At 66.6% G+C, this 26,147-nt stretch carries 29 protein-coding genes and 1 riboswitch; of the genes, 19 read left to right on the top strand and 10 right to left on the bottom strand.

The window, feature by feature from the left end; genetic code table 11:
• Window positions 1-87: 87 nt before the first annotated feature.
• Entirely contained in the window at window positions 88-1,497 is a 1,410-nt protein-coding gene (locus tag WKB88_RS14910; RefSeq protein WP_341395340.1) for an acetamidase/formamidase family protein, read from the bottom strand.
• A gap of 295 nt (window positions 1,498-1,792) precedes the next feature.
• Between WKB88_RS14910 and WKB88_RS14915 the strand changes: the two genes are divergently transcribed.
• Together WKB88_RS14915 and WKB88_RS14920 are read left to right on the top strand one after the other, a co-directional pair.
• Complete coding sequence (locus WKB88_RS14915) at window positions 1,793-2,569, top strand: DUF3592 domain-containing protein (protein ID WP_341395341.1); 777 nt, start codon at window positions 1,793-1,795, stop codon at window positions 2,567-2,569.
• A gap of 69 nt (window positions 2,570-2,638) precedes the next feature.
• Window positions 2,639-3,244 (top strand): class I SAM-dependent methyltransferase, encoded by a 606-nt coding sequence (locus WKB88_RS14920; protein WP_341395342.1) that lies wholly within the window; start codon window positions 2,639-2,641, stop codon window positions 3,242-3,244.
• Window positions 3,245-3,266: 22 nt separating this feature from the next.
• Here the strand turns inward: WKB88_RS14920 and WKB88_RS14925 are convergent, their stop codons facing one another.
• Window positions 3,267-3,467: a hypothetical protein gene (locus WKB88_RS14925; protein WP_341395343.1), complete on the bottom strand. Its 201-nt coding sequence runs from the start codon at window positions 3,465-3,467 to the stop codon at window positions 3,267-3,269.
• A 26-nt stretch (window positions 3,468-3,493) separates the two neighbouring features.
• Here WKB88_RS14925 and WKB88_RS14930 point away from each other — a divergent pair, with 26 nt between their 5' ends.
• The 9 genes from WKB88_RS14930 (at window position 3,494) to WKB88_RS14970 (ending at window position 10,574) form a co-directional block, all read left to right on the top strand.
• Window positions 3,494-4,018: a CGNR zinc finger domain-containing protein gene (locus WKB88_RS14930; RefSeq protein ID WP_341395344.1), complete on the top strand. Its 525-nt coding sequence runs from the start codon at window positions 3,494-3,496 to the stop codon at window positions 4,016-4,018.
• Between the two features lie 160 nt (window positions 4,019-4,178).
• Complete coding sequence (locus tag WKB88_RS14935) at window positions 4,179-5,636, top strand: DUF2252 domain-containing protein (RefSeq protein WP_341395345.1); 1,458 nt, start codon at window positions 4,179-4,181, stop codon at window positions 5,634-5,636.
• A 123-nt stretch (window positions 5,637-5,759) separates the two neighbouring features.
• Window positions 5,760-6,038 carry a hypothetical protein gene (locus WKB88_RS14940; protein ID WP_341395346.1) on the top strand — a complete coding sequence of 93 codons (279 nt, stop codon included), beginning with the start codon at window positions 5,760-5,762 and terminating at the stop codon, window positions 6,036-6,038.
• 63 nt (window positions 6,039-6,101) lie between these two features.
• Window positions 6,102-7,121: an NADPH:quinone reductase gene (locus WKB88_RS14945; protein ID WP_341395347.1), complete on the top strand. Its 1,020-nt coding sequence runs from the start codon at window positions 6,102-6,104 to the stop codon at window positions 7,119-7,121.
• A gap of 56 nt (window positions 7,122-7,177) precedes the next feature.
• A complete protein-coding gene (locus WKB88_RS14950; RefSeq protein WP_341395348.1) occupies window positions 7,178-7,945 on the top strand; it encodes an SDR family NAD(P)-dependent oxidoreductase in 768 nt (255 codons plus the stop codon).
• 97 nt (window positions 7,946-8,042) lie between these two features.
• Entirely contained in the window at window positions 8,043-8,390 is a 348-nt protein-coding gene (locus WKB88_RS14955; RefSeq protein ID WP_341395349.1) for a PadR family transcriptional regulator, read from the top strand.
• A complete protein-coding gene (locus tag WKB88_RS14960; protein ID WP_341395350.1) occupies window positions 8,383-8,817 on the top strand; it encodes a hypothetical protein in 435 nt (144 codons plus the stop codon). Before WKB88_RS14955 ends, WKB88_RS14960 begins: the two co-directional genes overlap by 8 nt.
• A gap of 135 nt (window positions 8,818-8,952) precedes the next feature.
• Complete coding sequence (locus WKB88_RS14965) at window positions 8,953-10,200, top strand: MFS transporter (RefSeq protein ID WP_341395351.1); 1,248 nt, start codon at window positions 8,953-8,955, stop codon at window positions 10,198-10,200.
• Window positions 10,197-10,574 (top strand): ArsR/SmtB family transcription factor, encoded by a 378-nt coding sequence (locus tag WKB88_RS14970; protein ID WP_341395352.1) that lies wholly within the window; start codon window positions 10,197-10,199, stop codon window positions 10,572-10,574. Before WKB88_RS14965 ends, WKB88_RS14970 begins: the two co-directional genes overlap by 4 nt.
• Before the next feature lie 63 nt (window positions 10,575-10,637).
• On the opposite strand, the gene WKB88_RS14975 is transcribed toward WKB88_RS14970, so the two are convergent.
• Entirely contained in the window at window positions 10,638-11,711 is a 1,074-nt protein-coding gene (locus tag WKB88_RS14975) for a DNA polymerase IV (RefSeq protein WP_341395353.1), read from the bottom strand.
• Window positions 11,712-12,246: 535 nt separating this feature from the next.
• On the opposite strand from WKB88_RS14975, the gene WKB88_RS18250 reads away from it, so the two are divergent.
• On the top strand, window positions 12,247-12,492 hold the full coding sequence (locus WKB88_RS18250) for a DUF6355 family natural product biosynthesis protein (RefSeq protein ID WP_445818937.1): 246 nt from the start codon (window positions 12,247-12,249) through the stop codon (window positions 12,490-12,492).
• Window positions 12,493-12,752: 260 nt separating this feature from the next.
• Here the strand turns inward: WKB88_RS18250 and WKB88_RS14980 are convergent, their stop codons facing one another.
• The 4 genes from WKB88_RS14980 to WKB88_RS14995 all read right to left on the bottom strand — a co-directional run bounded on the left by WKB88_RS14980 (window position 12,753) and on the right by WKB88_RS14995 (window position 16,367).
• Complete coding sequence (locus WKB88_RS14980) at window positions 12,753-13,784, bottom strand: isopenicillin N synthase family dioxygenase (protein ID WP_341395354.1); 1,032 nt, start codon at window positions 13,782-13,784, stop codon at window positions 12,753-12,755.
• A gap of 158 nt (window positions 13,785-13,942) precedes the next feature.
• Window positions 13,943-14,782 carry a thiazole synthase gene (locus tag WKB88_RS14985; protein WP_341395355.1) on the bottom strand — a complete coding sequence of 280 codons (840 nt, stop codon included), beginning with the start codon at window positions 14,780-14,782 and terminating at the stop codon, window positions 13,943-13,945.
• Between the two features lie 2 nt (window positions 14,783-14,784).
• Window positions 14,785-15,024 carry a sulfur carrier protein ThiS gene (gene thiS / locus WKB88_RS14990; RefSeq protein WP_341395356.1) on the bottom strand — a complete coding sequence of 80 codons (240 nt, stop codon included), beginning with the start codon at window positions 15,022-15,024 and terminating at the stop codon, window positions 14,785-14,787.
• Window positions 15,024-16,367, bottom strand: coding sequence for an FAD-dependent oxidoreductase (locus WKB88_RS14995; RefSeq protein WP_341395357.1), 1,344 nt, complete (start codon window positions 16,365-16,367; stop codon window positions 15,024-15,026). The genes thiS and WKB88_RS14995 overlap by 1 nt, the downstream gene beginning before the upstream one ends.
• A riboswitch (TPP riboswitch) is annotated at window positions 16,362-16,465 on the bottom strand. (Overlaps the previous gene by 6 nt.)
• A 197-nt stretch (window positions 16,466-16,662) precedes the next feature.
• Here WKB88_RS14995 and WKB88_RS15000 point away from each other — a divergent pair.
• From WKB88_RS15000 to WKB88_RS15020, 5 genes are read left to right on the top strand one after another with little or no spacing between them, the layout of a single operon-like run.
• Window positions 16,663-17,802, top strand: a complete 1,140-nt coding sequence (locus WKB88_RS15000; protein ID WP_341395358.1) for an ABC transporter substrate-binding protein — start codon at window positions 16,663-16,665, stop codon at window positions 17,800-17,802.
• A complete protein-coding gene (locus WKB88_RS15005) occupies window positions 17,795-18,988 on the top strand; it encodes a FecCD family ABC transporter permease (protein WP_341395359.1) in 1,194 nt (397 codons plus the stop codon). The genes WKB88_RS15000 and WKB88_RS15005 overlap by 8 nt, the downstream gene beginning before the upstream one ends.
• The gene (locus tag WKB88_RS15010; RefSeq protein ID WP_341395360.1) at window positions 18,985-19,941 is read left to right on the top strand and encodes an ABC transporter ATP-binding protein; all 957 of its coding nucleotides are present in this window, start codon (window positions 18,985-18,987) and stop codon (window positions 19,939-19,941) included. The genes WKB88_RS15005 and WKB88_RS15010 overlap by 4 nt, the downstream gene beginning before the upstream one ends.
• The gene (locus tag WKB88_RS15015) at window positions 19,938-20,645 is read left to right on the top strand and encodes a hypothetical protein (protein WP_341395361.1); all 708 of its coding nucleotides are present in this window, start codon (window positions 19,938-19,940) and stop codon (window positions 20,643-20,645) included. Before WKB88_RS15010 ends, WKB88_RS15015 begins: the two co-directional genes overlap by 4 nt.
• Window positions 20,642-21,367 carry a hypothetical protein gene (locus WKB88_RS15020; protein ID WP_341395362.1) on the top strand — a complete coding sequence of 242 codons (726 nt, stop codon included), beginning with the start codon at window positions 20,642-20,644 and terminating at the stop codon, window positions 21,365-21,367. The genes WKB88_RS15015 and WKB88_RS15020 overlap by 4 nt, the downstream gene beginning before the upstream one ends.
• Before the next feature lie 32 nt (window positions 21,368-21,399).
• Here the strand turns inward: WKB88_RS15020 and WKB88_RS15025 are convergent, their stop codons facing one another.
• Together WKB88_RS15025 and WKB88_RS15030 are read right to left on the bottom strand one after the other, a co-directional pair.
• Window positions 21,400-21,717: a hypothetical protein gene (locus WKB88_RS15025; RefSeq protein ID WP_341395363.1), complete on the bottom strand. Its 318-nt coding sequence runs from the start codon at window positions 21,715-21,717 to the stop codon at window positions 21,400-21,402.
• A gap of 98 nt (window positions 21,718-21,815) precedes the next feature.
• Entirely contained in the window at window positions 21,816-22,412 is a 597-nt protein-coding gene (locus tag WKB88_RS15030; RefSeq protein WP_341395364.1) for a LysE/ArgO family amino acid transporter, read from the bottom strand.
• A 70-nt stretch (window positions 22,413-22,482) separates the two neighbouring features.
• On the opposite strand from WKB88_RS15030, the gene WKB88_RS15035 reads away from it, so the two are divergent.
• Together WKB88_RS15035 and WKB88_RS15040 are read left to right on the top strand one after the other, a co-directional pair.
• The gene (locus tag WKB88_RS15035) at window positions 22,483-23,352 is read left to right on the top strand and encodes a LysR family transcriptional regulator ArgP (protein ID WP_341395365.1); all 870 of its coding nucleotides are present in this window, start codon (window positions 22,483-22,485) and stop codon (window positions 23,350-23,352) included.
• A 420-nt stretch (window positions 23,353-23,772) separates the two neighbouring features.
• On the top strand, window positions 23,773-24,693 hold the full coding sequence (locus WKB88_RS15040) for a hypothetical protein (RefSeq protein ID WP_341395366.1): 921 nt from the start codon (window positions 23,773-23,775) through the stop codon (window positions 24,691-24,693).
• 406 nt (window positions 24,694-25,099) lie between these two features.
• Here the strand turns inward: WKB88_RS15040 and WKB88_RS15045 are convergent, their stop codons facing one another.
• Window positions 25,100-25,993 carry a hypothetical protein gene (locus tag WKB88_RS15045; RefSeq protein WP_341395367.1) on the bottom strand — a complete coding sequence of 298 codons (894 nt, stop codon included), beginning with the start codon at window positions 25,991-25,993 and terminating at the stop codon, window positions 25,100-25,102.
• Between the last annotated feature and the right edge of the window lie 154 nt (window positions 25,994-26,147).

Here is a 26,147-nt window from a genome sequence, read left to right on the forward strand (position 1 = left end):
GAGCCAGCCGGTTCCGCGACGACCGTCGGGTGGTTCTTTGCATCCGTGACGCCAGCGTAGCGCCGGTCGGCAGAGCAATCGGAGCCCTCAGCCGAAGTCCGCCTTGCGGATCAGCCCGTGGACGCCCACGGTCCGGTCGACCACCTGGGAGACGGCGAAATCAGCGGCCGCCGAAAGGTAGGCGTAGGCCACGGCCCGGTCCATGCCCTTTTCCTGCTCCAGGAAGTCCAGGGCATTGACCACCGCCCTGCGCATCGCCACGTTCAGGTCGCTGCTCACCCCGCCGCCGCCCAGACCGTCCGGGTCGGACAGGCCAATGGGAATCCAGGCCTCCGGCGTCTCCCCGAAGGGATAGAGGTGCGCCAGTTTCGGGGCGTCGCCGGCACCGGGCTTGCAGACGGTCAGCCGGAAGGTGCCGCGCAGGGACCCTTCCATTGCGGTCAGGGCCACCTCGCCGTCGCCCATGCCCATGTGCGGATCGCCCACATAGAAGAGTGCGCCGTCGGCCTTCACCGGCAGGTAAAACGTCGACCCGGGACCCAGATGGCGGATGTCGATGTTGCCGCCGCCGAGGGTGGGCGGCACCGAATTGGCCTCCGCATCCGTGAGTCCGCTGCTTTCGGCGAAGGCCACGCCCATCATGCCCATGAACGGGCGCAGCGGGAAGCGCACCTTCATGTCGCCGCTGGTCATCACGCCCTTGCCGTCCTCGATCGCGGTGAAGACGGAAACGTTGTGATAATCCGCCGGTATACCGGAGGCGCGGTTGTCCGAGGCGGCCGGCGGCATGACTTCCTCCAGCGTGATGCCCTCCGGTGCGGCCGCGCCGTTCTGCAGCGCCAGCGACCCCTTGCCGTGCCGGCTGGACACGACGCCGTACGGAACCCGGGGCACGGCGTCGATCGTTTCGATTTTCAGCACGTCGCCGGGTTCCGCGCCTTCCACCGCGACGGGGCCGGTCACCACATGCGGTCCGTCGGTATCAAAGTTCCGCGGCGTGCGGTTGTAGCCGGCCGCGATGTCGACGGCGTCCTGCAGCACGCCGTCCTCGGCCACGCCGTGGCTGCCGAAGAAGGAGAGCGGATCCCGTCCCTGGTCTTCCAGGATTCCTTCATGCGAGAGGGCGTCGATGGTGATGGTTTGCCCGGACTTGATCCGCGCGACGGGCGTGGCATGCACGGTGGGCACGTAGCCCCACAGCACGTCGTCGGGCGTGGAGGCGAGGTAGTGGTCGCCGGGAATGTCACCGGCGTGCGGCTGCAGGATCTTCCCCTGCTGGGCCGGCGACGGTCCTGAAGTGCCGGTCCCTGCGGTACCTGCGCCCGCCGTCGCCGTGCCGGACGAACCTGCGGGAGAGGGTGTCTGGGCCGCGTTGGCACTGCACCCTGTGGCGACAGCCAGAGCACCGAGACCCGCCGCGGCAGAGAGGAATTTCCTGCGGCCCAGTCCCTTGGTCAGCACCTCGGCGGCCTCGCGCCCCAACATCATTGCGTTCATCGTGTCCTCCTGTAGCTCGTGGCAACAAGTTAGTCAGTCGGAGTTTCGGTGCTGTTTCAGGCGGATGAACGGAAGGTGCGGAGGAACTACGGCGACGACGGCGGTGCCTTCCCCGCGAACGAAGGCACCGCCGTCGTCACCCAGTCAACCGTGCGTGGCTGCCCGCGCTAGTCTGCCCCCATGGACCAAAATGCCCTGTAGATTCGAGGGGCCGCCGCCGTCGGGCACCGCTTCACAGCGGCTCTCTTTGACGCAGGCTCGCCGCACAATGATTGACCGCTAGGAAAGGCAGAACGTGCAGCAAAAACCCTCCGGTACCGATCCGGCTCCGGAACAGGCATCTGACCGGGACGGAGAAACCGGTTCATCCGGCAAACCCGAGGAGAACGTGCCGTTTGTGCCACCCGAAGGATGGACACGCTCCGCTAACCGCAGCACCAGCCGCTTCGCCTTTGAAATCAGCAACACCACCCGGTATTACACCAATGACGGTCAGGGCACGGGGTACTTTGCACCCGGCTGGAACGCGGAAAGGCTGGCCCGCAAAACCGGGGTTTTCCGCCGGATTGCCCTGGTCCTGGCGTTGCTGATCGTTGCGGGGAGCGCCGTCTGGATCCAGCACGCCTACGAGACGCAGGATGACTACGCCTGGCTCGAGGCCAACGGAGCGGCCACCACGGCAGTTGTCGGAGACGTAACCGTTGAGCATGAAACCGACCGGTACCACTACGGCAACAGCAGTTCCGGCTGGGATTACATCACCACAACGACGGCACAGATCAGCTACCCCGCCCAGGATGGCGAGGCCGAGGGAACCATCGAGGAGACCCGGTCACAGAAGAAATCGTTTCCCGAACCGGAATGGACCACCGGAGAAAAGGTGCGGCTCTACGTGGATCGGCAGGATCCAGCGCACTTTGTGGTCTTTGACGAGACCCGCGAGCGGGACCTTTACCGGGAAACACCGCTGGAGGTAAAAATCGCCCTCGTGGTTACTGCCGTTTTGCTGATTCTTCCCCTCTTTCTCTACCTCGCCGGAAGAAGAAACGTCCGGGAAGCCCGCAAGCTCTGATCGGCTTTGTCCGCGTCCCGCATGTCCGCGTCGTCCTGCCGCTGACGGCGGGAGACGTACGCTGTAGAGATGCGAAACGAAACTCTCTGGGAAGCAAAAAAACGGCAGAATCCCGGCCATTCCGCCTGGTATATCTCGCGGTTTCAGCAGATGCGCGAGCAGGGCGCGGATCTGCACGGTGAAGCCCGGCTGATCGACGCACTGGTTCCGCGCGGCGCCCGGATCCTCGACGCCGGCTGCGGTCCGGGGCGAGTGGGCGGCGAGCTGGCTGTCCGCGGGCACGACGTCGTCGGCGTCGACGTCGATCCCGAACTGATCGAAGCCGCCAAGCAGGACTTCCCGGACCTGCAGTGGTTTGTCGGCGACCTGGCGGAGCTGGACCTGCCCGCCGAAGGGGTTGCCGAGCCGTTCGATGTGATTGTCTGCGCCGGCAACGTGATGACGTTTGTGGCTCCCGGAACCCAGCCCGAGGTGCTGGCCCGGATGCGGAACCACCTGGCCGACGGCGGCCGCCTGGTCACGGGGTTCGGCGCCGGCCGCGGCTATGACTTCGGCCAGTTCCTCGAAGACGCGGCGTCCGCGGGGCTGGAATGCCAGCAGAAGTTCTCCACCTGGGACCTGCGGCCGTTCGCTCCGGACTCCGACTTCCTTGTGGCAGTGTTCGGCCGGGCCTGAGCCGCGCTCAGCCTGAGCCGCGCTAAACAGTCCGGCTGATCCCGGAGGGGACGGGCTGCGAGGGCGCCTGGAAGTCCACCCGCCGCGCCGCACACTGGGAACACCTGACATAGAGGATGAGCCCGCGGGACACCCGGTGACGGGACTCGGTCAGCCAGGAATGCTCGTGGCCGGGGTTCTGCAGCTGGCGGGGAGACTCGGTTGAGGCCGGGGTGGTAGGCATGGAATCCAGCATGGTGTAATGCCCTTATGCATCTCAACCCTTACGGCGAATACGCCGTCCTGCTCGCGGCGTCGCTGGCCAATGAATGGCCGGACTCCCGGGCGGGGGTGGTGGAGCGCACCCGGGAGTTCGGCATGACAATGGAGTTTCCCGTCTGCCCGGAAGATCACCAGCGGACCCGCCGGGTGGTCGATGACTGGCTGGAAATAGTCCGCACGCCGGATCCCGGCGGCCGGGCTGCGCTGTTGAACACGCAGATGGCCGACGCCACCGCGTATCCGCGGCTCACAGACCACGACGGCGAAGGCTGGCACCTGCATTACCGCGACGACAACCAGGCGCTGCCTTCGGTGCTGCGGGCCGTGATCAGCGTGGGCACTTCGCTGCATCTCGTGACCCGCGGAATGCACCGCCTCGGAATCTGCGCGGCCGAGCCCTGCGGGCAGGTGGTTGTGGACGTCACCCGCAACGGCCGCCAGCGCTACTGTTCAGTGCGCTGCGCCAACCGGGCCGCAGTCCGCCGGCACCGCTCCCGGGGCGCTCCCGCCTGACTCCCCGCCCTGGTGCCTGGTGCCTGGTGCCTGGTGCCTGGTACCCGGTGCCCTGCCCTTCGATGCCCTATCCAATCGGGTGGGTTCCTGCCACGCTTGGACCTGAAAGCACCGGCCGAGGGGGTTTGGGCCGCCGGCAACAAACGGAGGTCACCCGATCATGCCGGAGCAAAAAGCGGAGCAAAAAACCGGGCAGAAAACCGGGCAACACCTGAGCGTCAAGGAACGGATAGCCAAGGGCAAGGCGCGCCGGGAAAAGACGCCCCTTTCCAGCCACGCAGGATGGATGCCCGCACCAAACCGGCCCGATCCGGTTGCCCTGCTGGAGGAACAGAATCTCACCAGGGAGCCGGACCTGGTGCCGGTGCGGCACGCCCGTATGCTGGCTTCCCCCTTCACCTTCTTCCGGGGTGCCGCGAAGATCATGGCCGCGGATCTGAGGGACACTCCGCGGTCGGGCCTGCGCGTGCAGCTGTGCGGAGACGCCCACCTGTCCAACTTCGGACTGTTTGCCTCACCGGAGCGTCACCTGCTCTTTGGCCTGAACGACTTTGACGAGACCCTTCCGGGACCGTTCGAGTACGACGTCGAGCGGCTGGCAGCCAGCTTCATCATCGCGGCGCGGAACAACGGGTTCACCGGCAAGGAAGCCCGGGAATCGGCCCTCGCGGCGGTGACGGCCTACCGCGAGGCAATGGCTCAGTTTGCGCAGATGCGCACCCTGGACATTTGGTACGCGCGGCTGTCCGAAGACGCACTGCAGAGCATGGTGTCGGAGGAGGCTACCCGGAAGAACAAGATGTCCAAGAAGTCCCGGCGGGTGGAAAAGGCCGTGCAAAAGACCGCAGCCAAGGCACGCACCCGCGACAGCCTGCAGGCGCTCTCCAAACTCGGAGAGTTTGTGGACGGAAAATACCGCATTGTCAGCCAACCGCCCCTCGTTGTTCCCCTGCGGGAACTGGAAGGCGCGTACGGCCTGTCCGGGGACGAGGTGCAGCAGGCGCTCCATGAACAGCTCCGGTCCTACCGGGCCACACTGCCGGCCGACCGGCGAACCCTGCTGGAGCGTTTCGAGATCATTGATGCCGCACGCAAGGTCGTTGGGGTCGGCAGCGTCGGCACCCGGGCCTTCATTGTGTTGCTTCAAGGCCGCGACCAGCAGGATCCCCTGTTTCTCCAGGTCAAGGAGGCCACCGGATCCGTACTGGAGGACCACCTGCCCAAGAGCAAGTACCGGCAGCCCGGCGAGCGTGTTGTGCAGGGCCAGCGGCTGCTGCAGGCTGCGAGCGACATCTTTCTGGGCTGGACCAAGGGCGTGCAGGACAACCGGTACCTGTACTGGCGGCAGCTGCGGGATATGAAGGGCTCCGCGGCGGTGGAGGCGATGCGCCCGGCCGGGATGGCATTTTATGCGCGGGCCTGCGGCTGGACCCTGGCCCGGGCCCATGCCCGCTCCGGTGATCCGGTAGCCATCGCCGCATACCTCGGCAAGAGCGGGAAGTTCGATGCGGCGATCACCGATTTCGCCCAGCGCTATGCCGATCAGAACGAGAGGGACTATCAGGCTTTCGCGGCGGCGGTGGGCTCGAGCCGCCTGAAAGCCGCCGAGGAGACCTAAGCGAGCAGAATCTGCCGGCAATTACTGCGGCAGAACGGCCGCGGCTGGTGCATCATGTACCCCAGCCGTCCAGCTTCAGGCACACACGGCCTGGATGAAGCTTCCCAGTACAGGAGAAACCTGATGAATCCAGATGCTGAGATCGAACGGCGCGCCCGCGCCATCGTCATAGCCCGCACCGTCTACAAGGCCGTAATGGTGGTGTGGGTCCTGGCCGCCGCCGCAATGCTGCTGATCTGGTGGTTGACCACGCCGGACGGCTACTTCTGGCCTGTCTGGCCGATCCTGGGACTGGCAGTTGCCGCGATCGCCTGGGGGCTGGCGCTGTACGGCAAATTTGCCTTCAAGATACGGGAGGACAAAGTAGCCCGCGAGGTGAAGCGGCTGCGTGAAGCGGGCTAGCAGGTTCGGTGACCGGGACCACGTCCCGGGAATAGAACGCGGAACCTGCTTCTTTTAGTGCTCATGAAAGCAATTGTGTATTCCTCCGCTGGTGATTCCTCCGTCCTCAATCTGGTTGACCGCGAGGTCGCCGCTCCCGGCCCGGGCGAAGTGCGGGTCCGCATCGTCGCCTCCGGCGTGAACCCCACCGACTGGAAGGCCCGCGCCGGCGGCGCGCCCTTTCCCGAAGTGGTGCCGAACCAGGACGGTGCCGGAGTTGTCGACGCGGTCGGCGACGGCGTCACTCATCCCCAGGTAGGCGACCGCGTCTGGGTCTACCTCGCGGCCCACGGCCGCCCGACCGGGACCGCCCAGGAATTCGCGGTCCTTCCCTCGGACCGTGTGGTGCCGCTTCCGGAAGGCATCGGGTTCGACGTCGCCGCCAGCCTCGGCGTGCCCGCGATGACGGCGCACCGGGCCCTGACTGTCCACGAATTCGGGCCGTCCCGTCTTGCCCCGGACGCACTGAGCGGACGCATGGTCCTCGTCCAGGGCGGTGCCGGCGCCGTCGGCCATGCCGCGATCCAGCTCGCCGCCTGGGCGGGCGCAACCGTCATCGCCACGGTCAGCAGCGACGCCAAGGCCGAACTCGCCCGCGCGGCCGGCGCCCACCACATAGTCCGTTATCCCGACGACGCGGAAGCCGACCGGATCCGCGAGATCGCGCCCGACGGCGTCGACCACATCGTTGAGGTGTCCCCGGCGCAGAACGCGGCCCTCGACGTCGACGTGATCGCCAACCACGGCAGCATTGCCTACTACGCGAACAACAACGGCGACGAATTCACCGTCCCGGTCATCCCGAGCTTCGCGAAGAACGTCCGCTGGCAGGGTGTACTCGTCTACACCGTTGGTTCGGAAGCCCACTACGCGGCGGCGGAGGACATTACCGCTGCGCTGCGCGACGGCGCCCTGCCGGTGGGGGAGCAGGCCGGGCTTCCCCTGACCTGGTTCTCCCTTGAGGACACCGCCGCCGCGCACGACGCCGTCGAGAACGGCACCACCGGCAAGGTCCTCATCCGGGTGGGAAACGAGACCGCCTAGCGTCTTACTCCGCACCGGGCGCGGTCCTGCGCCCGGTGCGTTGCTAGGCTCGTGCCATGAATTCCGCGGCATACCTGAAGCAACTTTTTGGCCTGGACGGTCGCGTGGCGCTCGTCACCGGCGGAAGCTCAGGGATTGGCCGTGCCATCGCGCTGGCACTGGGACAGGCAGGCGCCCATGTTGTTATTGCTTCCCGCACAGCGTCAGCCGTCGACGCCGCGGCGGAGGACATCCGGCAGTCCGGCGGCTCCGCGGCCGGCGTCGCCGCGGATCTGTCCACCCGTGACGGTGCACATGCACTTGCCGACGCTGTCGGCGCCGTCGACATCCTCGTGAACTCGGCCGGAATCAATCTCCGCCCGCCGATGCCAGAGCTGGACGAGGCCGTCTGGGACGCCACGATGCGGGTGAACCTCGACGCACCGTTCATCCTTGGCCAGCGGCTTGCGCCGGGCATGGCCGAACGTGGATTTGGACGGATCATCCACATCAGCTCCCAGCAGGCGCACCGGCCCTTCGCCGCCAGCGGGGCCTACGGCGTCTCGAAAGCGGCACTGGAAGCGCTGGCGCGGTCGCAGTCTGAAGCATGGGCCCCGCTCGGTGTTACCGCGAACGTCCTGGTGCCCGGGTTCGTGCGGACGCCGCTGAACGAGCGGCTCAGCTCGAACCCCGACGCCGTCCGCTCCCTGTCCGCCCGGACCCTGATCGGGCGCAACGGCACTGCGGAGGACTTCGCCGGCGCCGCACTGTTCCTGGCCGGCGCGGGCTCAGCGTACGTTGTTGGCCAGTCACTCGCCGTCGACGGCGGCTTTTCCGTTCACTGACGCTGTGCCGGCCTCCGTGCTCAACTCGGTGCAACCGGTCCTGAAAAAAACATCACACTAGGTTGCTTTACCAATTAGGTGGGTTCATGATCTAGTCATGGAAATTTCGCAGTGGCCGTCCGAGTGGCTGAGGGGTGTCCTCGCCGCAGCGGTCCTGTCGATCGTCAGCGAGGAGGAAACCTACGGCTACCTCATCGGACAGCGGCTGGCTGAAGGCGGGCTCGGAGTCGTTAAGGGCGGCACGCTCTACCCGCTGTTGACCCGCCTTGAGCAGGACGGGGTCCTCACGGCAACCTGGCGCGGCGGCGACGGCGGTCCGGGCCGGAAATACTACGCAATTACGCCCGCCGGGCAGGAACGGCTTCAATCCCTGCGGGCGGACTGGGGAGTCTTTTCCGCCCACGCGACGTCGATCATTTCCGGAAAGAAGGCAGGCAATGACTGAGCAGCCCTATGCGGAATACTCCGAAGACCTGCGGGATGCACTCGAATTCCGCGGCGTTCCCGACGAAGCGGTCACTCAGATAGTCCGCGAAGTGGAAAGCCATGTGGCGGAGTCCGGCGAGGATCCTGCCATGGCGTTCGGGCAGCCCGGCGACTACGCAGGCAACTTCGCGCCGCGCTCACGGCTGGTGCGGTTTCGGGCACTGCTCATTTCGTCCGTGATTCTTGCCGGCGGAGGAGCGTATGTACTGATTTCGGGTGTTTTTGGACTGCTCTCGCCCTCCGCCACGCTCTGGGGCCTGCCTCCCTGGGCTCGGATAGTTTTGGGGGCTGCCGGGATCACAGCGTTCTTTGCGCTTCTGCTCGTGGCGGGTGCGCGGTCCAGACGCAGCGCGTCGACATGGCGGCTTCCCTCAGGCGGGGGATAGCAGGGCATCCGGGCTGCCGGGTATCTGCCGGCCACCTGGCCGGGGGTGCCGCGGGAAGGCGCTGTCCCCGTACTGGCCGCCCAACCGGCTACAATATGTGCGTAAGCATGCACATATGCACTCAAAGGCGGCGTCATGTGGTCAGTTTTACGGAACCGGGTCTATCGGCGGCTGTATGCCGCTCAGGTGATCGCGCTGGTTGGAACCGGGTTATTGACGGTGGCCCTGGGCCTTTTGGCCTACGATCTCGCCGGGAGCAACGCCGGTGCGGTTCTCGGCACCGCGCTCACGATCAAGATGGCGGCCTACGTGGGGCTGGCTCCGCTGATCAACGCACTGCTGGCGGGGCGGCCCACAAAACGGATCCTGATTGGTGCTGATCTTGTGCGGGCGGGGATGGCCCTGAGCCTCCCCTTCATCAGCGAGGTTTGGCAGATCTATGTGGTGATCTTTTTGCTGCAGGCGGCATCAGCAACGTTCACTCCTGCCTTTCAATCCGTGATCCCGGAGGTCCTTCCTGACCGGGGCGAGTACACGAAGGCCCTGTCTCTTTCACGGCTGGCGTATGACCTGGAGGCGCTGGTCAGCCCAGCTCTGGCAGCCCTGCTGCTGACCATGCTCAGTTACGGCAACCTCTTCCTCGGAACCGTTGCGGGTTTCCTGTGCTCGGCACTGATGGTTGCCGTGACAGCTCTGCCTCCGGTCCGCCAAACCGGCGGCGAGCAGACGTCCGTGTGGCACCGCACCACGCTCGGAACCAGGATCTTCTGGCGGAACCGCAGGCTGCGCGCCTTGCTGGCCCTGAACCTGGTGGTTGCCGCACCAACAGCCATGGTTCTGGTCAACACCGTGGTTTTTGTCCGGGATGTGCTGCAGCGCTCGGACAGTGATCTGGCCCTGGCTCTTGCCAGCTTCGGCATCGGATCCATGGTTGTTGCCTTGGCTGCACCGCCGGTCCTGGAAAAATTCGGTGACAGGACGGTGATGCTCTGCGGAGCCGCCGTCATTCCGGTTGCTTTGGCTGCCGCCGCCGCGGTGGTAGCCGTTGTTCCGGACTCAGGATGGGGACTGCTGCTCGGGCTCTGGCTCCTGCTCGGAGCGGCCAACTCCACGATCCTGACACCGTCGGCGCGGCTGCTGCGGGAAGCCTCCACTGAAGCCACCCGGCCCTACGTCTTCACCGCCCAGTTCTCACTTTCACATGCCTGCTACATTCTGACGTACCCGCTGGCCGGCTGGTTCGGGGCAACTGCCGGCCTGGGCTGGGCCGCAGCAGCGCTGACGCTTGTTGCAATAATGGGCAGCGCGGGAGCCTTCCTGTCCTGGCCCCGGTCTATGCCGGCGGAAGCGCCCGCAGCTGTAGAAAAGGAGGATGGCGCTTGAGCAGCGAACATCCCGGCCCGCCCGTTCCCGAATCAGGGGCGCCCTCACTGGTCCACGCCGTGGAGCCTGGCCCTGAACTCCTGGAGGCGGCGGCGGCCACACTGCGCCTGCTCGCTGAACCAACCCGCCTGGCTCTGCTGTGGAAACTGCTGCAGGGTCCTAAGACGGTTACTGAGCTGACCGCGGGTGCGGGAGTTTCACGCACCGTCGTCAGCCAGCACCTGGCCAAGCTTCGGTTGAGCGGACTGGTCGAGACCCGCAAGGACGGCCGGCATGTCATTTACTCCCTGCGCGACGGGCATCTCGAGCGGCTGATTCGTGAAACCATCAACCATGCCGACCACCGGGTCACCGGTGAACCCAGCCACGGGTGAACCGGGCCGCGGGCAAGCAGCCGTTCCGCGGTTCTGCGGCGGCCGCAGGGCAGTTTCCCGGGTTCACCAGCCACCGCGGGTGGGCGTGTGCCCCTTCCTCGCGTCGTCGGGCATGGCCATTTCGGCCCGCAGGCCCAGGAGGCGGATGGGGCGGCCGGGTTCGATCGCGCCGGCCAGGTCCATGGCCCTGGCTTGGACATCTTTCCGGTCGAACGTCTCCGGGATCTTGCGGGCATGGGTCTTGGTGGTGAACGGCGCGTACCGGACCTTGAGGGTCAGCCCGATCACCGGCCGGCCCTCGGCTTCCACGTCCTTCAGGACCTGCGCGGTTAACTCCCGCACGGCGTCGTGCACCTGGTCCGGCTCGGTGAGGTCCTGCTGGAAGGTGGTTTCACGGCTGTGTCCGCGGGCCACCCACGGGGTGTCATCCACAACGCTCGTACCGCCTCCGCGTCCGAGCTCCGCGTACCAGGGCCCCATTTTGGGGCCGAACTCCGGAACCAGCGTCGACGGATCGGTCGCAGCGAGCTCCGCGACGGTGGCGATGCCCAGCTTCGCCAGCCGGCCCGAGATCTTGTTGCCGATGCCCCACAGATCCTTGGTGGGCCGCTCGCCCATCACGTCGAGCCAGTTCCCGGCGGTCAGGCGGAAGACGCCGGCGGGCTTGCCGAAGTCGGTGGCGTTCTTGGCCCGGATCAGGGTGTCGCCGATGCCCACGCTGCAGTGCAGCTGCGTTTGCTCCAGGACGTCGGCCTGGATCTGCCGGGCGTAGGCTTCCGGATCTCCGGTCTCCGTTCCCACAAAGGCTTCGTCCCACCCCAGAACCTGCACGACGGCGCCGGGCTGGGCCCGCAGGGCGGCCATCACCAGATCCGAAGCGGCAAGGTAGGCCTCGGCATCGACCGGGAGGATCACGGCGTCGGGCACTTTCCGGGCCGCGATGCGCAGCGGCATGCCGGACCCCACGCCGAAGGCCCGCGCTTCATAGGAGGCGGTGGAGACCACCGCCCGTTCCGTCGGGTCTCCGCGGCCGCCGACGATGACCGGCTTGCCTGCGAGTTCCGGGCGCCGGAGCACCTCGACCGCCGCGATGAACTGGTCGAGGTCAACGTGCAGAACCCAGGGGTTTCCCTTCACGGGACCAGTGTGCCTCTGCCGCAAGCCTCCGATCCAGACCTGGCCGCCGGGACTTCCCGGCCGGGTGCCGGATTCACCATTGCCCAACCATATTCAAGGAGCTATTTTTGCCGGTTCATGATCGCAATGTATGTGATGAGTGCGGCGATCGTAACGAAACAGAATGGAATAGTCCAGAGCGCCACCCCTTGACTTATGACGCCATTTGATAATAGCCAGAAGAGGGTGGCGCCGCAGACGATGAGAATGAAGATGGCCGCACTCTGCCATTTCCACTTGATCTCAGATTTTCGCGAATTACTCAATTCTTTCCCTTGCATGCTCACCTTACTGCTGGTATTGTCATTTACGTTATTTCGCCACATTCAAAAAAAGTTAAGAACCAATCTACATTGGAGATTGTAACTTATGAAAAATGCAGGCTTTAGAAAAATAACATCAACGGCCGACGCCACTGCGCTGCTTGCCACGGCGCTTGCATCGGCCTCAGGGCTGATTGGAGCGGGTCCTGCCAGTGCAGGAGTATGCGGACACTATGAGAAGACCGAGTACTACGACTCGACTATCAGCCTTCCAAAACCCTTCACTTGGAGTCCTTTCTCGGGGGGAGAGGCGAGTCGCTCACTATACCCACTGCACCAGCAATGGTTCGACGGTGAAAATCAGAGTCGATTACACTTATGCGTCCGAGGAGTTCTGCGTAACTGCAGGCGAAACGGAACTATATGCAAACCCCAGCCTTGGCGCACTGCGTTACGCGGTCGCAATCGGCGGCTGCTAGGTATTCACCTGCGCTAAGCATCCGAAACGACGTTGGCGGGATGTCGCTACTGGGGCTGTGGAACTTGTGTCTGACCGTTCCTCGGCCCCAGTTTTCGACTGTCGTCGTCGTGGTTCTCGCCGCGCTGAACACGCGCGTGCAGTTCTTCGCGAGCCTTGTGGCGATCTGCGTGAGAGTCTGGGCCAGGCCCAGCCTGTGCATCCCAACCGGCGGCGGCCAGTCCAGTTTGGCCGGCCGGCCCGCCGGTTGCGCTCCGGGCGTTACTTGGAGGTGAGCAGCTCCGGGTGGTGCAGCTTGGCCACCTGGGGGTGCGCCCGGAGCCAGCCCTTGAGGACATTGGAACCGTAGGACGCCAGCATGGGGTTTTCCGGGTCATCGGAAATTCCGCGTGACTGCGCCGCGAGTTCGGCGGGCAGCTCCACCGGATCAATGACGGCGTCCAGGCGCGGCGACCAGAAGAACGGAATGGCGTAGCGGTCCACGCCGGGGGCCGGAGCCGTCACGCGGTGGATGGTGGCGGAGAGGTAGCCCTGCGTGGCCACTTCGAGCATTTCGCCGAGGTTGACGACAAGTGCCCCGGGGATCGGCTCCACCGGAAGCCAGGTCTCCGACTCGTGCGGGCGGACTTCGAGGCCGCCCACGGAATCCTGCAGCAGGAGCGTCACGAAGCCGTAGTCGGCGTGCAGGCCCACACCCTGGGTGCCGGCTTCCTGAACCTCGCCGCCCACGTAGTGGGCCAGCTTGGCCATCCAGGCCGGGGAGCCTTCAAACGGTTCGGCGAAGTGGTCTTCGGGCAGCTCGAGGGAGACCGCGATGGCGCTGAGCAGTTCCGCGCCCACCTCAGACATAAGCTCCGCCCACTCCATGGACTTCTCCCGCAGCTCGGGAAGGACCTCGTCAGGGAAAAGGTTGGGGCCCTGGACCAGCCAGAACGGCTGATCGGACGGGTAATCCGCCACGGGTTCGCGTTCCGGACCGAAGTCGATCTGCTCGCGTGAATCCGGGCGGCCCTGGGTCAGCTCGGTCCCCAGCCGGGTGTAACCGCGGAAGTGCGGCGACTTGCGGTTGTCCAGCTCCAGCCGGTTCTCCAGCGGCAGGTCGAAAAAGCGCTTGGTGACGTCGAACAGGCCCTCCCATTTGGACTCACCGGCACCGTAGCCAACCAGCTGGAAAAACCCGATCCGGTGGGTTGCTTCGCGCAGCGCAGCAATGAAGTCGGTATTGAAGGAACCGTCGGCATTGCGGGCGGTGCTCAGGTCCAAAACAGGGATGGAATCGGGGATCGCAGTCATGGTTGCGAAGCTACCACCAGCTGCTGTCAAGTGAGTAGCAATTGTTACGTCGTCAGATGTCGTATCCACTCTGACCTGCGCGTTCTTTAAGTGCCGGGAGAGTCATGGCGTAACGATACGTCTTTCAGCGACATGTTTGCGGCGGCGCCGGCCGGAAATCACTGCGTAGTTCCGACGGGTTCCCAGTCGCCGCGGGGCCGGTGCTCGGGTTCGCCGGAGCCAACGGTCCCCGCCCGGGGAGAGGACGCCACGGCATGGCTGCGGGCCGGAATGCGGCCGGCGCGGAAAGCCAGACGGCCGCCGGCTACGGCATGCCGCATTGCCGCCGCCATTGCCACCGGATCCTGGGCGCGGGTGACGGCGCTGGCCAGCAGTACGGCGTCGCAGCCCAGTTCCATGGCCAGAGCAGCTTCGGAAGCGGTGCCGATGCCGGCGTCCAGGATCACCGGTACGGACGCCCGGGAGGTGATGAGCTCGATGTTGTGGGGATTGAGTATGCCGAGGCCGGTGCCGATCGGGGCACCCAGGGGCATGACGGCGGCAGCACCCAGGTCTTCCAGGCGCTGCGCGGTGACCGGGTCATCAGAGGTGTAAGCGAACACTTTGAATCCCCGGGCCGCGAGCTGCTCCGTGGCGTCCAGCAGCTCCACGACGTCGGGGAGCAGTGTCTCGTCATCGGCGATCACCTCCAGCTTCACCCAGTTAGTTTCCAGTGCCTCGCGTCCAAGCTCCGCTGTCAGCAGGGCGTCGCGCGCGGTGTAGCAACCGGCCGTATTGGGCAGGATCCGGATGCCGTTGCGCTCCAGCACCGCAAAAAGGGAATCGCCCTGCTGCGGGGTGAAGCGCCGCATTGCCACGGTGGTCAGTTCGGTCCCGGAGGCAAGCAGTGCCTGCTCGAGGGTGTGAAGGGAGGTCAGGCCTCCCGTGCCCATGATGAGCCGGGACGACAGTTCTGTGCCGTCAAGTTCCAAGTGGTCGGCTGTGAGAACGCTGGCCATGATTAGCCTCCCTGGATGGCGGTGACGATTTCAACGGTCTGTCCCTCGGCGACTGTCGTGCGGGACCAGGAGCTGCGCGGCACGACGGCGGCGTCCACCGCCACCGCTACGCCTAGGCGCCCGCCGTCGGCCGGACGGCCGTCCGGCAGCAGCGGGCGCCGGGTGGCGCCGGCGACGAGATCGGTGATCGTGGTCTCCCGCGGAACGTTCCTGGGGGTGCCGTTGAAGGTTATGGCGGGCATTACATGCTCCTGTTCGAGGTGGCGGGCGGCGGTGTGCTGAGCGGAGGTGTGGTGGGCGGCGCAGCGGCGGGAGCGGCGGCGGGCGGGTTAGGGCTGCTGTGGTCGAAACGGTGCGGGTCGGCAGCGGCCAGGAACCGGGCATCGGCTGCCGGGTTGCTGCCGCGCATGCCGGTGAGAAGCTGGGCTGCGAGGCGGGCAGCCAGCGGAGCCAGCAGCACCCCGTGCCGCGAAAATCCGGTGGACACCGCCACGCCGGGTACGGGCGTCCCGTCCGGCCTGCGCAGGGCGCCGAGGTACGGGCGGTCATCGGGGGTAGCGGGGCGGGCCCGGGCCATGACTTCGACCAGATCCAGGTCCGCAACTGCCGGTACGAGGGTCTGTGCGTCCCGCAGCAGGGCAAAAACACCTCCGGCGCTGGCCCCGTTCCGTCCGTCCTCGCGGGACGTGGCGCCAATGACGATCGTGCCGTCGCTGCGCGGCACCAGATAGACCGGTACGCCGTGAACCAGGCCGCGGACGGTGTGCTCGAGCAGGGGAGGCGCTCCCGCGGGCAGCCGAGTGCGCAGGATGTCCCCGTGCACGGGGCGCAGCGGCGGAGCATAGCCGGACGGCAGGCCGTGCAGCCGGCTTAGTCCGGTGCCCGCTGCCAATAGCGTCTGTGCGGCGGCAAGTTCCCTCCCGTCCTCCAGTACGACGCCGCTAACGGCTCCGCCTCCCCACAGCAGGCCGGTGGCGGAAGCTCCAATGAGCACGGCAGGGCCGCCGTCTGTCCGGCCGGAAGGACAACCCTCCGTCCCGCCGGGTGCCACCAGGGCACCGAGAAGGGCTGCGGTGAGCCGGCGGGGGTCCACCTGATGGTCGGAGGGAATGCGGAAGACGGACGAAAGGCGGGGACTGAGCGCAGGCTCCAGCGTGCGTGCGGTTCGTAGGGATACCTGCTCAACCGTTGTCCCGTAACTCATCTGCAGCAGGCGCAAATCTGCCAGCGCCTGCCGGTCGGCGGCATCGGCTCCGCAGACCAGGGTCTCGGTGCGCCGGTAACCAACGGACGCGCCCGCCGCTGCTTCCAGTGCCGAAACGAACGTCGGATATTCGGCCGCGGAGGCAGCCATCAGCGGATACAGGGGCTCTTGGCTGTACTGCACCTCGGAGGCCGGAGCCAGCATTCCCGCCGCGGCCAGAGATGCGCCGCCCCCGGGATCCGGGTCAACCACGGCAACTGTGCGGCCGCGCCGCCGCAGCTCCCAGGCTGCTGCCAAACCGATCACTCCGGCGCCGACCACTACGACGTCGACGGCGGGTGTTCCGGGGACGGAACGGGAGGGCTGGGGTGCAGGATTCACCGGGATGTCCTTTTCCTACGGCGGCATGACCCGCATCAGGTGTGGCGGTCGGCGCTTAAGCCCTCTCAGTCCCCAGAGGGACTCCCGCAGAACCGCTGCTTTACCAGCGTGTCAGGGAGCCTACCACGCCGGGAGCGGTCATCCACCGTCGCTTCGCGTCCCCGGGCGGGCTGGAAGGGCCGCCCTGCAGGGGCGAATCAGCGAATTACGATACACAAATATGCGCTAATCGCTTCGATGTGGTCTGATATCTACGTCAGTCTTAGGTAAGCCTTACCTTCCGTTAGCGATAGGAATGCAGTTGTCTCCCTCCCATCCTCCTCATGGAACCTCCCGCAGAACCCTTCTGGGCGGCGCCGGCCTGGGCTTTCTGGCCCTTGCCCTGGGCGCCTGTTCCTCCCGCGAAACGGTGGCCACCGCCGGCGGATCAGCCGGTTCACAGGGCTTCACCGTGACTGACATGCGCGGCGTGCAGGTCTCCTTTGACGCTCCCGTGCAGCGGATTGCGACGACGGTGATCCCCTCGCCTTCCATGCTCGCCGCGGTGGACGGCGGTTACGGCAAGATTGTCGGCATCAACGAGTCCACCGTCCAGGCCAACCGGCAGGGCCTGTTCGGGGAGATGTACCCGGAGTCGAAGACGACCACCACGGTTTCCCCGTCCAGCTTCACGCCGAACATTGAAACGCTCACCTCCCTGGACCCCGACGTCGTGTTCCAGTGGGCGGACCAGGGCGACGGCCTGGTGGAGCCGCTGGAAACGGCGGGCTTCAAGACCGTCTGCCTGCTCTACGGCACGCAGGAATACCTGGAAACCTGGGTCTCGCTGTTCTCGACGATCCTGGGCAAGCCGGAACGCGGCACCGAGATTGTGGACTGGATGCACGCCGAGATCGAGCGCCTCCGGCAGGAACTTTCCTCCGTGACGACCCCGGTGCGCGTGGTCCACCTGGGCCAGTCCGGAGACGGCTACTCCGCGTCGAACAAATCCTCCTACATGCACTACTGGATGGAACTGGCCGGGGGCCGGAACATGGCCGCGGACAACATCAGTGCCGAGAACGTGGTCAGCGCCGAGCAGCTCATCGAATGGGACCCCGAGGTCATCACGCTGGGAGGCTTCGACACCCGCACCCCGGCGGACGTGTACGCCGACAAGTCCCTGGCCTCCGTGTCCGCAGTGCGCAACCGCCGCGTCTACAAGGCTCCGCTGGGCGGCTACCGCTGGGAAGTCCCGTGCGCCGAATCTCCGCTGATGTGGCAGTGGGCCGCCGAGATCTTCCATCCCGGGCTCACCCGGCACAACCTCCGCGCAGCCATGCGCGAGAAGATCAGCTACCTCTACGGCTACGACATTTCAGAGACCCAGATCGACGCCGCCCTCCGCCTGGACCTGAACAGCGCAAGCACCGGCTACGAGGTCTTCAGTGCCTGAGACAAGGACGGGCACGACGACGGCGGCTGCCGCGGGTATGGCACCGGCGGCCCCGGCGGCGGCAGTCGAGGCTGCCGGCCTGCCCGTGCCGCCGTCGGCCTCTTCCCGGCCGGCCCCGCCCGAATCATCCCGCCCGCCGGCCCGCAGCCACCGGCTGCCGCTGCTGCTGTGTGTCCTGATCCTGTGCGCGGTGGCCCTGGTGTCCATGGCCGCCGGCCGGTACTGGGTGCCGCCGAACGAGATCCTGCGCATCCTCGCCAACGAGGCAACGGCACTCTTCGGCGCCGGCGGGGGAGAGGGCGCGCTGCGGCGGACCTGGACCGATCAGGAAGCCACCGTGGTGCTGGACGTACGCCTGCCGCGCGTCCTGCTGGCATTCCTGGTGGGCGGGGCGCTGTCCCTGGGCGGTGCCTGCCTGCAGGCCCTGTTCCGCAATCCGCTGGTTAGCCCGGACATCATCGGCGTCACCGCCGGAGCGTCCTTCGGCGGCGTGCTGGTGCTGACCCTTGGCCTCTCCGGCGGCTGGATGGTGGGCGGTGCGTTCGGCTTCGGCCTGGCCGCGCTCGCCGTCGTGCTGGCGCTGGGGCGGATGGGCGGAGCCGGCGGCCCGATGCTGATGATCGTGCTCGGCGGAATCGTGGTGGCCGCGTTTTTCAACGCGATGGTCTCCTTCATCACCTACACCGCCGATCCATACTCCGAACTGCCCTCGATTGTGCACTGGCTGCTCGGCTCCATTGCCGCCGCCAGCTACACCAAGGTCCTCACCGCCCTGGTCCCCGTGGCGATCGGTGCCGCCGTGGTGCTGGCGATGCGCTGGCGCTTGAACGTGCTTTCACTGGGCGACGACGACGCCGCCGCCCTGGGCGTGAACCCGCACCGCTCCCGCGTGGTCCTGCTGTGTGCAGTGGCCCTGATGACGGCCGGCACCGTGGCTGTGGCCGGCGCCGTCGGGTGGGTGGGCCTGGTGGTTCCGCATCTGGCCCGCCTTTGGATGGGACCGGATCACCGGGTGCTGCTGCCGGCGTCGCTGCTGCTCGGCGGCACCTATCTGATGCTGATCGACACCCTCAGCCGTTCCCTGTCCAGCAGCGAACTGCCGCTGGGCATCCTTACCGCCATTATCGGCGCCCCCGTTTTTGTGGTGCTGCTGGCCCGTTCCCAGAAGAAAGGCGCGCTGTCATGACCGTCGTGTCAGCCCTGACAACACCCCTGAGCGCAGCTCCGGCAACCGCGCCGGCCGCCGCTGAACCTGCGGCAGGCAGGTCAGCCGCACCGGCCGCCGCAGCCGGCCCCTTGATGTCCGTGACCGGGCTGGGCTTCCGCTACTCGCGGCTGCGCCCCTGGCTGTTCCGCGGCCTGGGCTTCGAGCTGGAACGCGGTGAAATCCTGTCCATCCTCGGCCCCAACGCACGCGGCAAAACCACCCTGCTCAAGTGCCTCTCCGGGCTGCTGACGCCCCGCGAGGGACAGATCAGCTGCGGCCCCGCCGTCGGCTACGTACCCCAGGACCACGGCGCCGGCGGCACCTCCTTCACCGTGGCCGAGATGGTGCTCATGGGCCGCAGCCGGCACCTGCGCGCCTACCAGGCCCCGCGCCGCGAAGACCACGACGCCGCTGACGCCGCCATGGAACGGGTGGGCGTCGCCGCCTGGGCCAACCGCAGCTACGCCGAACTCTCCGGCGGCCAGCGGCAGCTCGTGCTCATTGCCCGGGCGCTGGCCTCCGGATCCGAACTGCTGATCCTGGACGAGCCCGCCTCGGCCCTGGACCTGCACAACCAGTCCCGCGTGCTGACCGTACTCTCCGGCCTCGCCGCCGACGGGATGGGCGTCATCATGACCACGCACCACCCCGACCACGCCCTGCACGTCTCCCGCAATGCGCTGCTCTTTGTCGGCAGTGACGACACCCGGTGGGGGCCCACCGAAGAGCTGCTCACCGGCTCCGCACTCTCGGCGGTCTACGGATTGCCCATCTGCACCCCCACCGTGGGCACCGTCTCCGGCGACCGCGTGATTGCCGTGCCGGACTTCGGCCCCTCCTGCCGCCAGGACTGCCCCGTGACGTCCCGTTCCGGAGCCGCACAGCCTCCCCAGTCCGCAGCCGCACTGCCCTTCCGAAAGGACCTTCCGTGATTTACCGCCTGATCGGCGAAACCCCGATGCGCGGCCAGCGAGCCCCCTCGTGGCGCGGCGCACTGGACGACGTGGACGCCTACTACCTGAACGACGACGCAGCCCGCGCCCGGATCCTTTCCGCCGGCGGGCTGATCATCGGCGGCGGCGCTGACCATCTGCTCCTGGCTAAACACCGTGACGCGCTGAACGGCTTTGTCCGCGGCGGCGGCCGGGTGCTGGTAAACGGGCAGGTCGTGCAGCCGTTCATCGACGGACTGGCGCCGTGGCGGAAGCTGGAATTCCGCGGCCCGCAGGATGTGCGGCCACACTCCGTGGAGCCGCATCCGGTCTGGGACGGCGTCGACTACCGGGACCTTCACTACCGCACGGGCGTCCCCGGGACGCACAGCTACGAGCGGCTGGAGGAAATCGGCGTCGCCGGCTTCTACGGCCGCGGTTACCACCTGAACCTGCCCGACGGCGCCCGGACCGTCACCGGAATCGGCCAGTACCGGCTGCCCCTGGACTACAGCTACCGGCTCGGAGCGGGCGAAGTGCTCGTGCACGGCGGCAACGATCTGGAGAGCTTCTCCGACGAAAAGTACTCCACCCGGAAGCTCGGTCCCAACCTGGTGGCCTGGCTGGACGGCGGTTCCGGGAACGGGTCCGTTTCTGCTTCCGGGGTCCGGTCCCGCCACGACGCTGAAGGAGTCCGCGCATGAGCGTCGCAACCGCTACCGCCGCTGCGACGACCGCCGCAACCACTACCCCCGTCGCATCGACCGCCGGTGCCGCGGCTGCTGCCGGGCCCGGAAGTGCCCCGCGCATCGGTCTGCTGCACTGCGGCACCTTCCCGGCGCTGCGCACCGTGGCCGATCCGGCGCTGGCACCCTATCGCCTCGAGTCGGTCTACCTGCCCGACGCAGATCCGGCCGATCTTGCCGCCCTGGACGTGATTCTGGTGGGAGACCGCCTGCATCAGGGCCAGCTGGCCCGTTTCGCTCCCGCGGTCCGGGCGGCGCTGCAGGATCCGGCCAAGACGGTGATCGTGCTTGGCGAAAACAAGGTGGAGAACTGGCTGCCCGGTGTCGGCTACACCTTCCGCCCCACCGTGTTCTGGACCTGGCGCACCGGAGAGGACAACGGCACCCGGCTGCGGCTGCCCGGGGATCCGCTGTGGGAGTACTTCACGCCGCGCTCGGTCTCCTGGCACCACCACGGCCTGCTGCATCCGCCGGCCGGAGCACGTTCCCTGGTTGTCATGGAGGAGGACGGCACCGACTCCGGCGCCCTGCTCTACGTGGACGAGGTGAACCAGCCGGCCCGCCTGCTGGTGACCACCATGGACCCGGTCTACCACCACGGGTCCGGGTTTATGCCCGGTGCGTCCCAGTTGCTGTACTCGCTGCTGCGCTGGGTCACCGCAACGCACGGTCCGGCCTAGGAGCGGGCGCCGGAATCTTCCGGAGCTCGCGGCTAGGTCCTGGTCGCCGTCGTGCCCGGCGCCGAACCCTGCACCTTGCCGAAGTAATAGGCGAGGAAGATGCTCATGGAGACGGCTCCGGCCAGGACCGCGGCCCGCTCGCGGGCGCCGGTGGCGGTACGGCCCAGCAGGGCGGTGCCGCCGGCGGCGTTCAGCGAGCTCCACACGGCGTTGGCCACGGGGCTGGAGAGCCCGACGCCGGGCGGCGCGGCAAACGGCGTCGGAAACTCCTTCCCCTGGACCGCGCTGACCCCGTGCGGCACCGCATTGGCCAGGAGCACTCCGGCGAAGAACCTGGAAACGAGAGGCATGGGCGGTGATCCTGTCAGTGGTGGCGGGGTGCACGGGATGAAGGCAGTTGGGCCAGTGTAGGAGCCGCCTCCCAGCCTGTACAGCAGCTGCCGCAGCGTCAGCCCAGGACCAGTTTGACCGCCAGGGCAAGCATCACGATGCCGATGAGCAGATCCAGCACCTGCCAGGTGCGCGGCCTGCTGAGGGCTCCGGACAGGGCACGGGCGCCGAAACCGAGACCGGAGAACCAGAGGATGCTGCCGAGGACGGCCCCCGCGGCGAAGACCCACCGCAGGGCCTCGCCATACTGGTTGGCCAGGCTGCCCAGCAACACCACGGTGTCCAGGTAGACGTGCGGGTTCAGGAAGGTCAGCGCCAGCGTGGTGGTGATGACCGATCCGCGGGAGCGCGGCGCCTGACCGGTCAGCACGGCAGGTTTCAATGCGGACCTGAAGGACCGGACCGCGAACCAGGTTAGGTAAACCGCGCCGCCCCAGCGCAGGATGCGCAGAACCTGCGGGAAGTTTTCCACCAGAGCGCCGATACCCGCAGTTCCCGCAAGGATCAGAACGGCATCGCTCACCGCGCAGAGCACCACCACCGCAGCGACGTGCTCGCGGCGGATGCCCTGCCGCAGGACAAAGGCATTCTGCGCCCCGATGGCGACGATCAGTCCCAATCCGGTCAACAGTCCGGTACCCCAAATGCTCCACATACCTTTGACGGTAGTTCTGCACGGCGATGCAGACAAACGAAAGATTCTGAACCTGCATTAGATTTACTTCATGAACTTTGAGCATCTGCGGGCCCTGGCAGCGGTCATTGACGAGGGCACCTTCGAGGCGGCAGCGGACCGGCTGCACATCAGTCCGTCCGCGGTCAGCCAGCGGATCAAGGCGCTCGAGAAGTCGGCGGGCCAGGTGGTGGTGCGCCGGGCCGTGCCCTGCACCGCGACCGACGCCGGGTCGGCACTGCTGCGCCTGGCCCGGCAGGTGCAGCTGCTGGAAGCCGAGGCCCGGGAAGCCCTGGGGTCCGGGAGCTCGGCAGTGACCGCCACGCCCGTGGCCGTGAACGCTGATTCCCTGGCCACCTGGTTCCTGGCTGTATTTGAGGACGCCGCCGGCTGGGCGGACACCACGCTGGATCTGCATGTGGAGGACCAGGACCACAGCAGCCGGCTGCTGCGGCAGGGCGACGTGCTGGGCGCAGTGACGTCCGATCCGGCACCGGTGAACGGCTGCCGGGCCGTGCGGCTGGGGGCCATGCGTTACGTTCCCGCGGCGGCGCCCGGTCTTCGGGAGCGGTTCACCGGAGCAGCCGGCGTGGACTGGGAAGCGATGCCGGTGCTGCACTTCAATACCAAGGACGACCTGCAGCGCGGCTTCCTTGCCTCCCGCAACGTCTCCGGCTCGCCGCCAATGCACACCGTGCCGTCATCGGAGGCCTTTGTGGCCGCCGTGCGGGCCGGGCTGGGCTGGGGCATGGTGCCGGAACTGCAGGTAGGTTCCGACTTCGACGACGGCCGGCTGGTGCTGCTCGACGCCCGGGCCCACCACGACGTCGTGCTGTACTGGCAGTCCTGGACCCTTCAGTCCGAGCGGCTGGACCGGCTCACGGAGGCAGTGCGCCGAGCCAGCCGCCGGCTGAGAAGTTAGGCCGTGTTGATTGGGTTGATTCGGGTTCGCGTGTGTGAGTCTTTAGCGGTAACGCGACATGAGCCGCCCAGAAGGAGAAGATGAGTGCGATCTGCATTGCCGGGTAAGTCGTCCCCAAACACTACTGTCGCGCTGACGAAGGTTGCTCTTCGGCTTTTTCGACTTTCCGACCTTGCCGATGCGATTGGCGACCTGACGGGGTTGGGGCAGGCGAGTATCGAATCGTTGGTGCGAACGGCAGAGCAGGGCCTCGCGAATCGGCCCTCGGCAGAGTTCACCGCCGTTGCTACTGCGGACCGAGAATGGGTCGAAGGTGTGCTCACGCGCACATACATTGGGCTAGCGGCGGACCCCGCGCGTCCAATCATGGGCGAGAGCCTCATTGGCGCGGGCGCAGTCGTGCGGCTAGCGGATGAAGCGATGACCGCTGATGACCGTCGCGAGGTCGACGCCGCCTCCGACGATGTCCGGGCGTACCTGACTGCAGTATCCGAGTCCATCGCATACCTCATCTCCAAGTGGTACTCGACGAACGAGGAGCCGAATCGCGCCGCGATGTCCCAGGTGGCCGGCGAGACCCTGCAGACTGTTCGAGCGATTCCGGATCTGATTGAGGAGCTCAAAGCACACCTCGATTCATCCCTTGCCCCGGTCCTTGTCCGGCTCGAGCAATCGACGCTGGAGGATCCCAGTTCGCAGCCCGAGCCAGAGCCGGAGCGGATCGTGTTCCAGCTTGATTTCGGCTTCGCGCCCCTAGCAACTGACGCAGAACTCGCTGATCTCGTGAGCGCAGCGGTCGTGGCGGTACTTGAGGAAAGACCTGTATGCATTGAGGTTTCCTTGCCCACCCTCGACGAAGACTTGAAGGGGTTCGGCGACGCCGTGCGCGTGGCTCGGATGAAGCGGGAGCACCAGAACAAGGCGCGACGACTTCGACTCGCACTTTTGACGTTCTTCTCCCCTCAGGTTGAAGCTATGTGGGCCACTTACCTGCAGGGAGTGCCTGCCCGCGTCACGGTGGTTCGCGCACTTCTCAGGGAGCCGGAGACGACACGCGCGAAGCTGGACGTCTGGCGAACGACGCCCCCGCGTGCTTCGGCACCCATCTGGTTGACCCCCGACGAGGTACACGCAGTTGTTGAGAGCGTGCGCCTCGGTCAATGGGACCACCTCAGAGGTGGTGCTGGGTGGCGCGCTGCTGACGAGCTGCCGCGGTCCGTCATCGTCGAGAAGGTGATGGCCAGCATTCTCACCGAACTCGTCCGTGAGGAAGTAACAAGTGAGGAGGGCTGGGCAGCAGATGTGCTGTTCCTGCCGTCCTGGCACATTGGCCAGGGGTAGATATCACCGCGGTCCTAACCGAGTTTGCGGCAAGGACATGTTGATCAATTCTGAGCTGACCCAGATCAGCTGGCGGCGAGGTGACAGCGGTTCGGTAACTGCGGAGGAGCTTGTCCGCGGTCGCGCGGCCACGCTTATGCGATTCGGCATAGCCCCCTGTGTCCCGGGCGAGGGTGGCGCCGTGCTGATGCACACGCGCGATGGTCGAATCGACCCAGTCAATCGTGCCGGCGGGGCCGGCCTGCTTCTGCACCCCGACGAGCCGGTGATCAGCCCATGACCGCGACCTGAATGACGTGGGCTGGCATCAATGGCTCATCAGAGACCACAGGTCGTCAGAGATCTCCTGTCGCGTCACCACTTAAGGCTCGCCCAGGCGAACGCGAATCAACTTGATTAACGCGGCCTAGCTCACGCCGTCGTCGTCGGGTGCCTGGCCCGCAGCCATGGCCGCCCAGCGCTCAAAAAAGGCTCCGCCGGCGTCTTCATGGATCCGGTCGCCTGCAGTCAGCACAGGATAGGGCTTGGCCGGGACGCCGTCGGCTGGGCGCACGTCCACGTGCGCAACGTCGTACCCGAGTGCGTGCAGCTCATCGGCCATGGCGTAGTCCGTGCGGGAATCCCCGACGGTCCGCCAGACGTGCGGGACCTCGGTGCCGGCATCCGCGAGCAGGGCAAGGGCGCGGCGGGCGCCGAGGTCCTTGCCCACCCCCAGTGCCTCAATGTCGGTGGAGATGATCGTGGGATCGATCCGGTAATCGATGGAGTCGTCACTGTCCGGTGCGTGATGATCCAGCCGGCAGACGCCCAGATCGAACTTCCGCATCAGGGCCAGGGCGTCAGTGTCGAATTCCTGCTGCTCCCGGAGGTAGTCCGCGTTGGCTACGTCCACGTGCTGCTCCACCGACACCATGGCGCGCTTGGTCTCGTCGTAGAACATGTGGCCGCGGTACTTGGACGCCACGAGCTGGCGGACGGCGTCGGCATAGGTTTCGGGTAGGGCGAGGGCCGCATCGACCTGCGGTTCGGTGGGACCGGCCCCGGTGAAGGAGAACCACACGGCGCCCTTCTCGCAGATGGCATGCAGGGTGGTGCTGGCAGACAGACCGGCGGCGATCATCGGTTCCATTACCTGTTTGCGGATGAAGTCATCGGAGCGGCCGGTGTTGAAAATGACGGGCCAGCCCGCCGCCGCCAGCTGCACGAGGCGGGCGATAATGCCCGGCGGAACCGTCCGGGAAACCGGACTGGCCACGGGGCCGTCGACGTCGAGCAGCAGGCCAAAGCGAGGAGTTGTCACCGTCCCAGTATTCCACTGCGGCCGGTGTGCGGCGAAAACCGCCCGGCCGGGCGCCGGACGTGTTTGTACTGGTGAGAGCCGTATTTAAGGCCCGAAAGACCGCTGTGGCCGTAATGTAACACCGAATGGGCGCGCCCCGCCGGGCCCCGCTGTT

The sequence above is a fragment of the Arthrobacter sp. G119Y2 genome, from assembly GCF_038069765.1.
Lineage (GTDB): Bacteria > Actinomycetota > Actinomycetes > Actinomycetales > Micrococcaceae > Arthrobacter_B.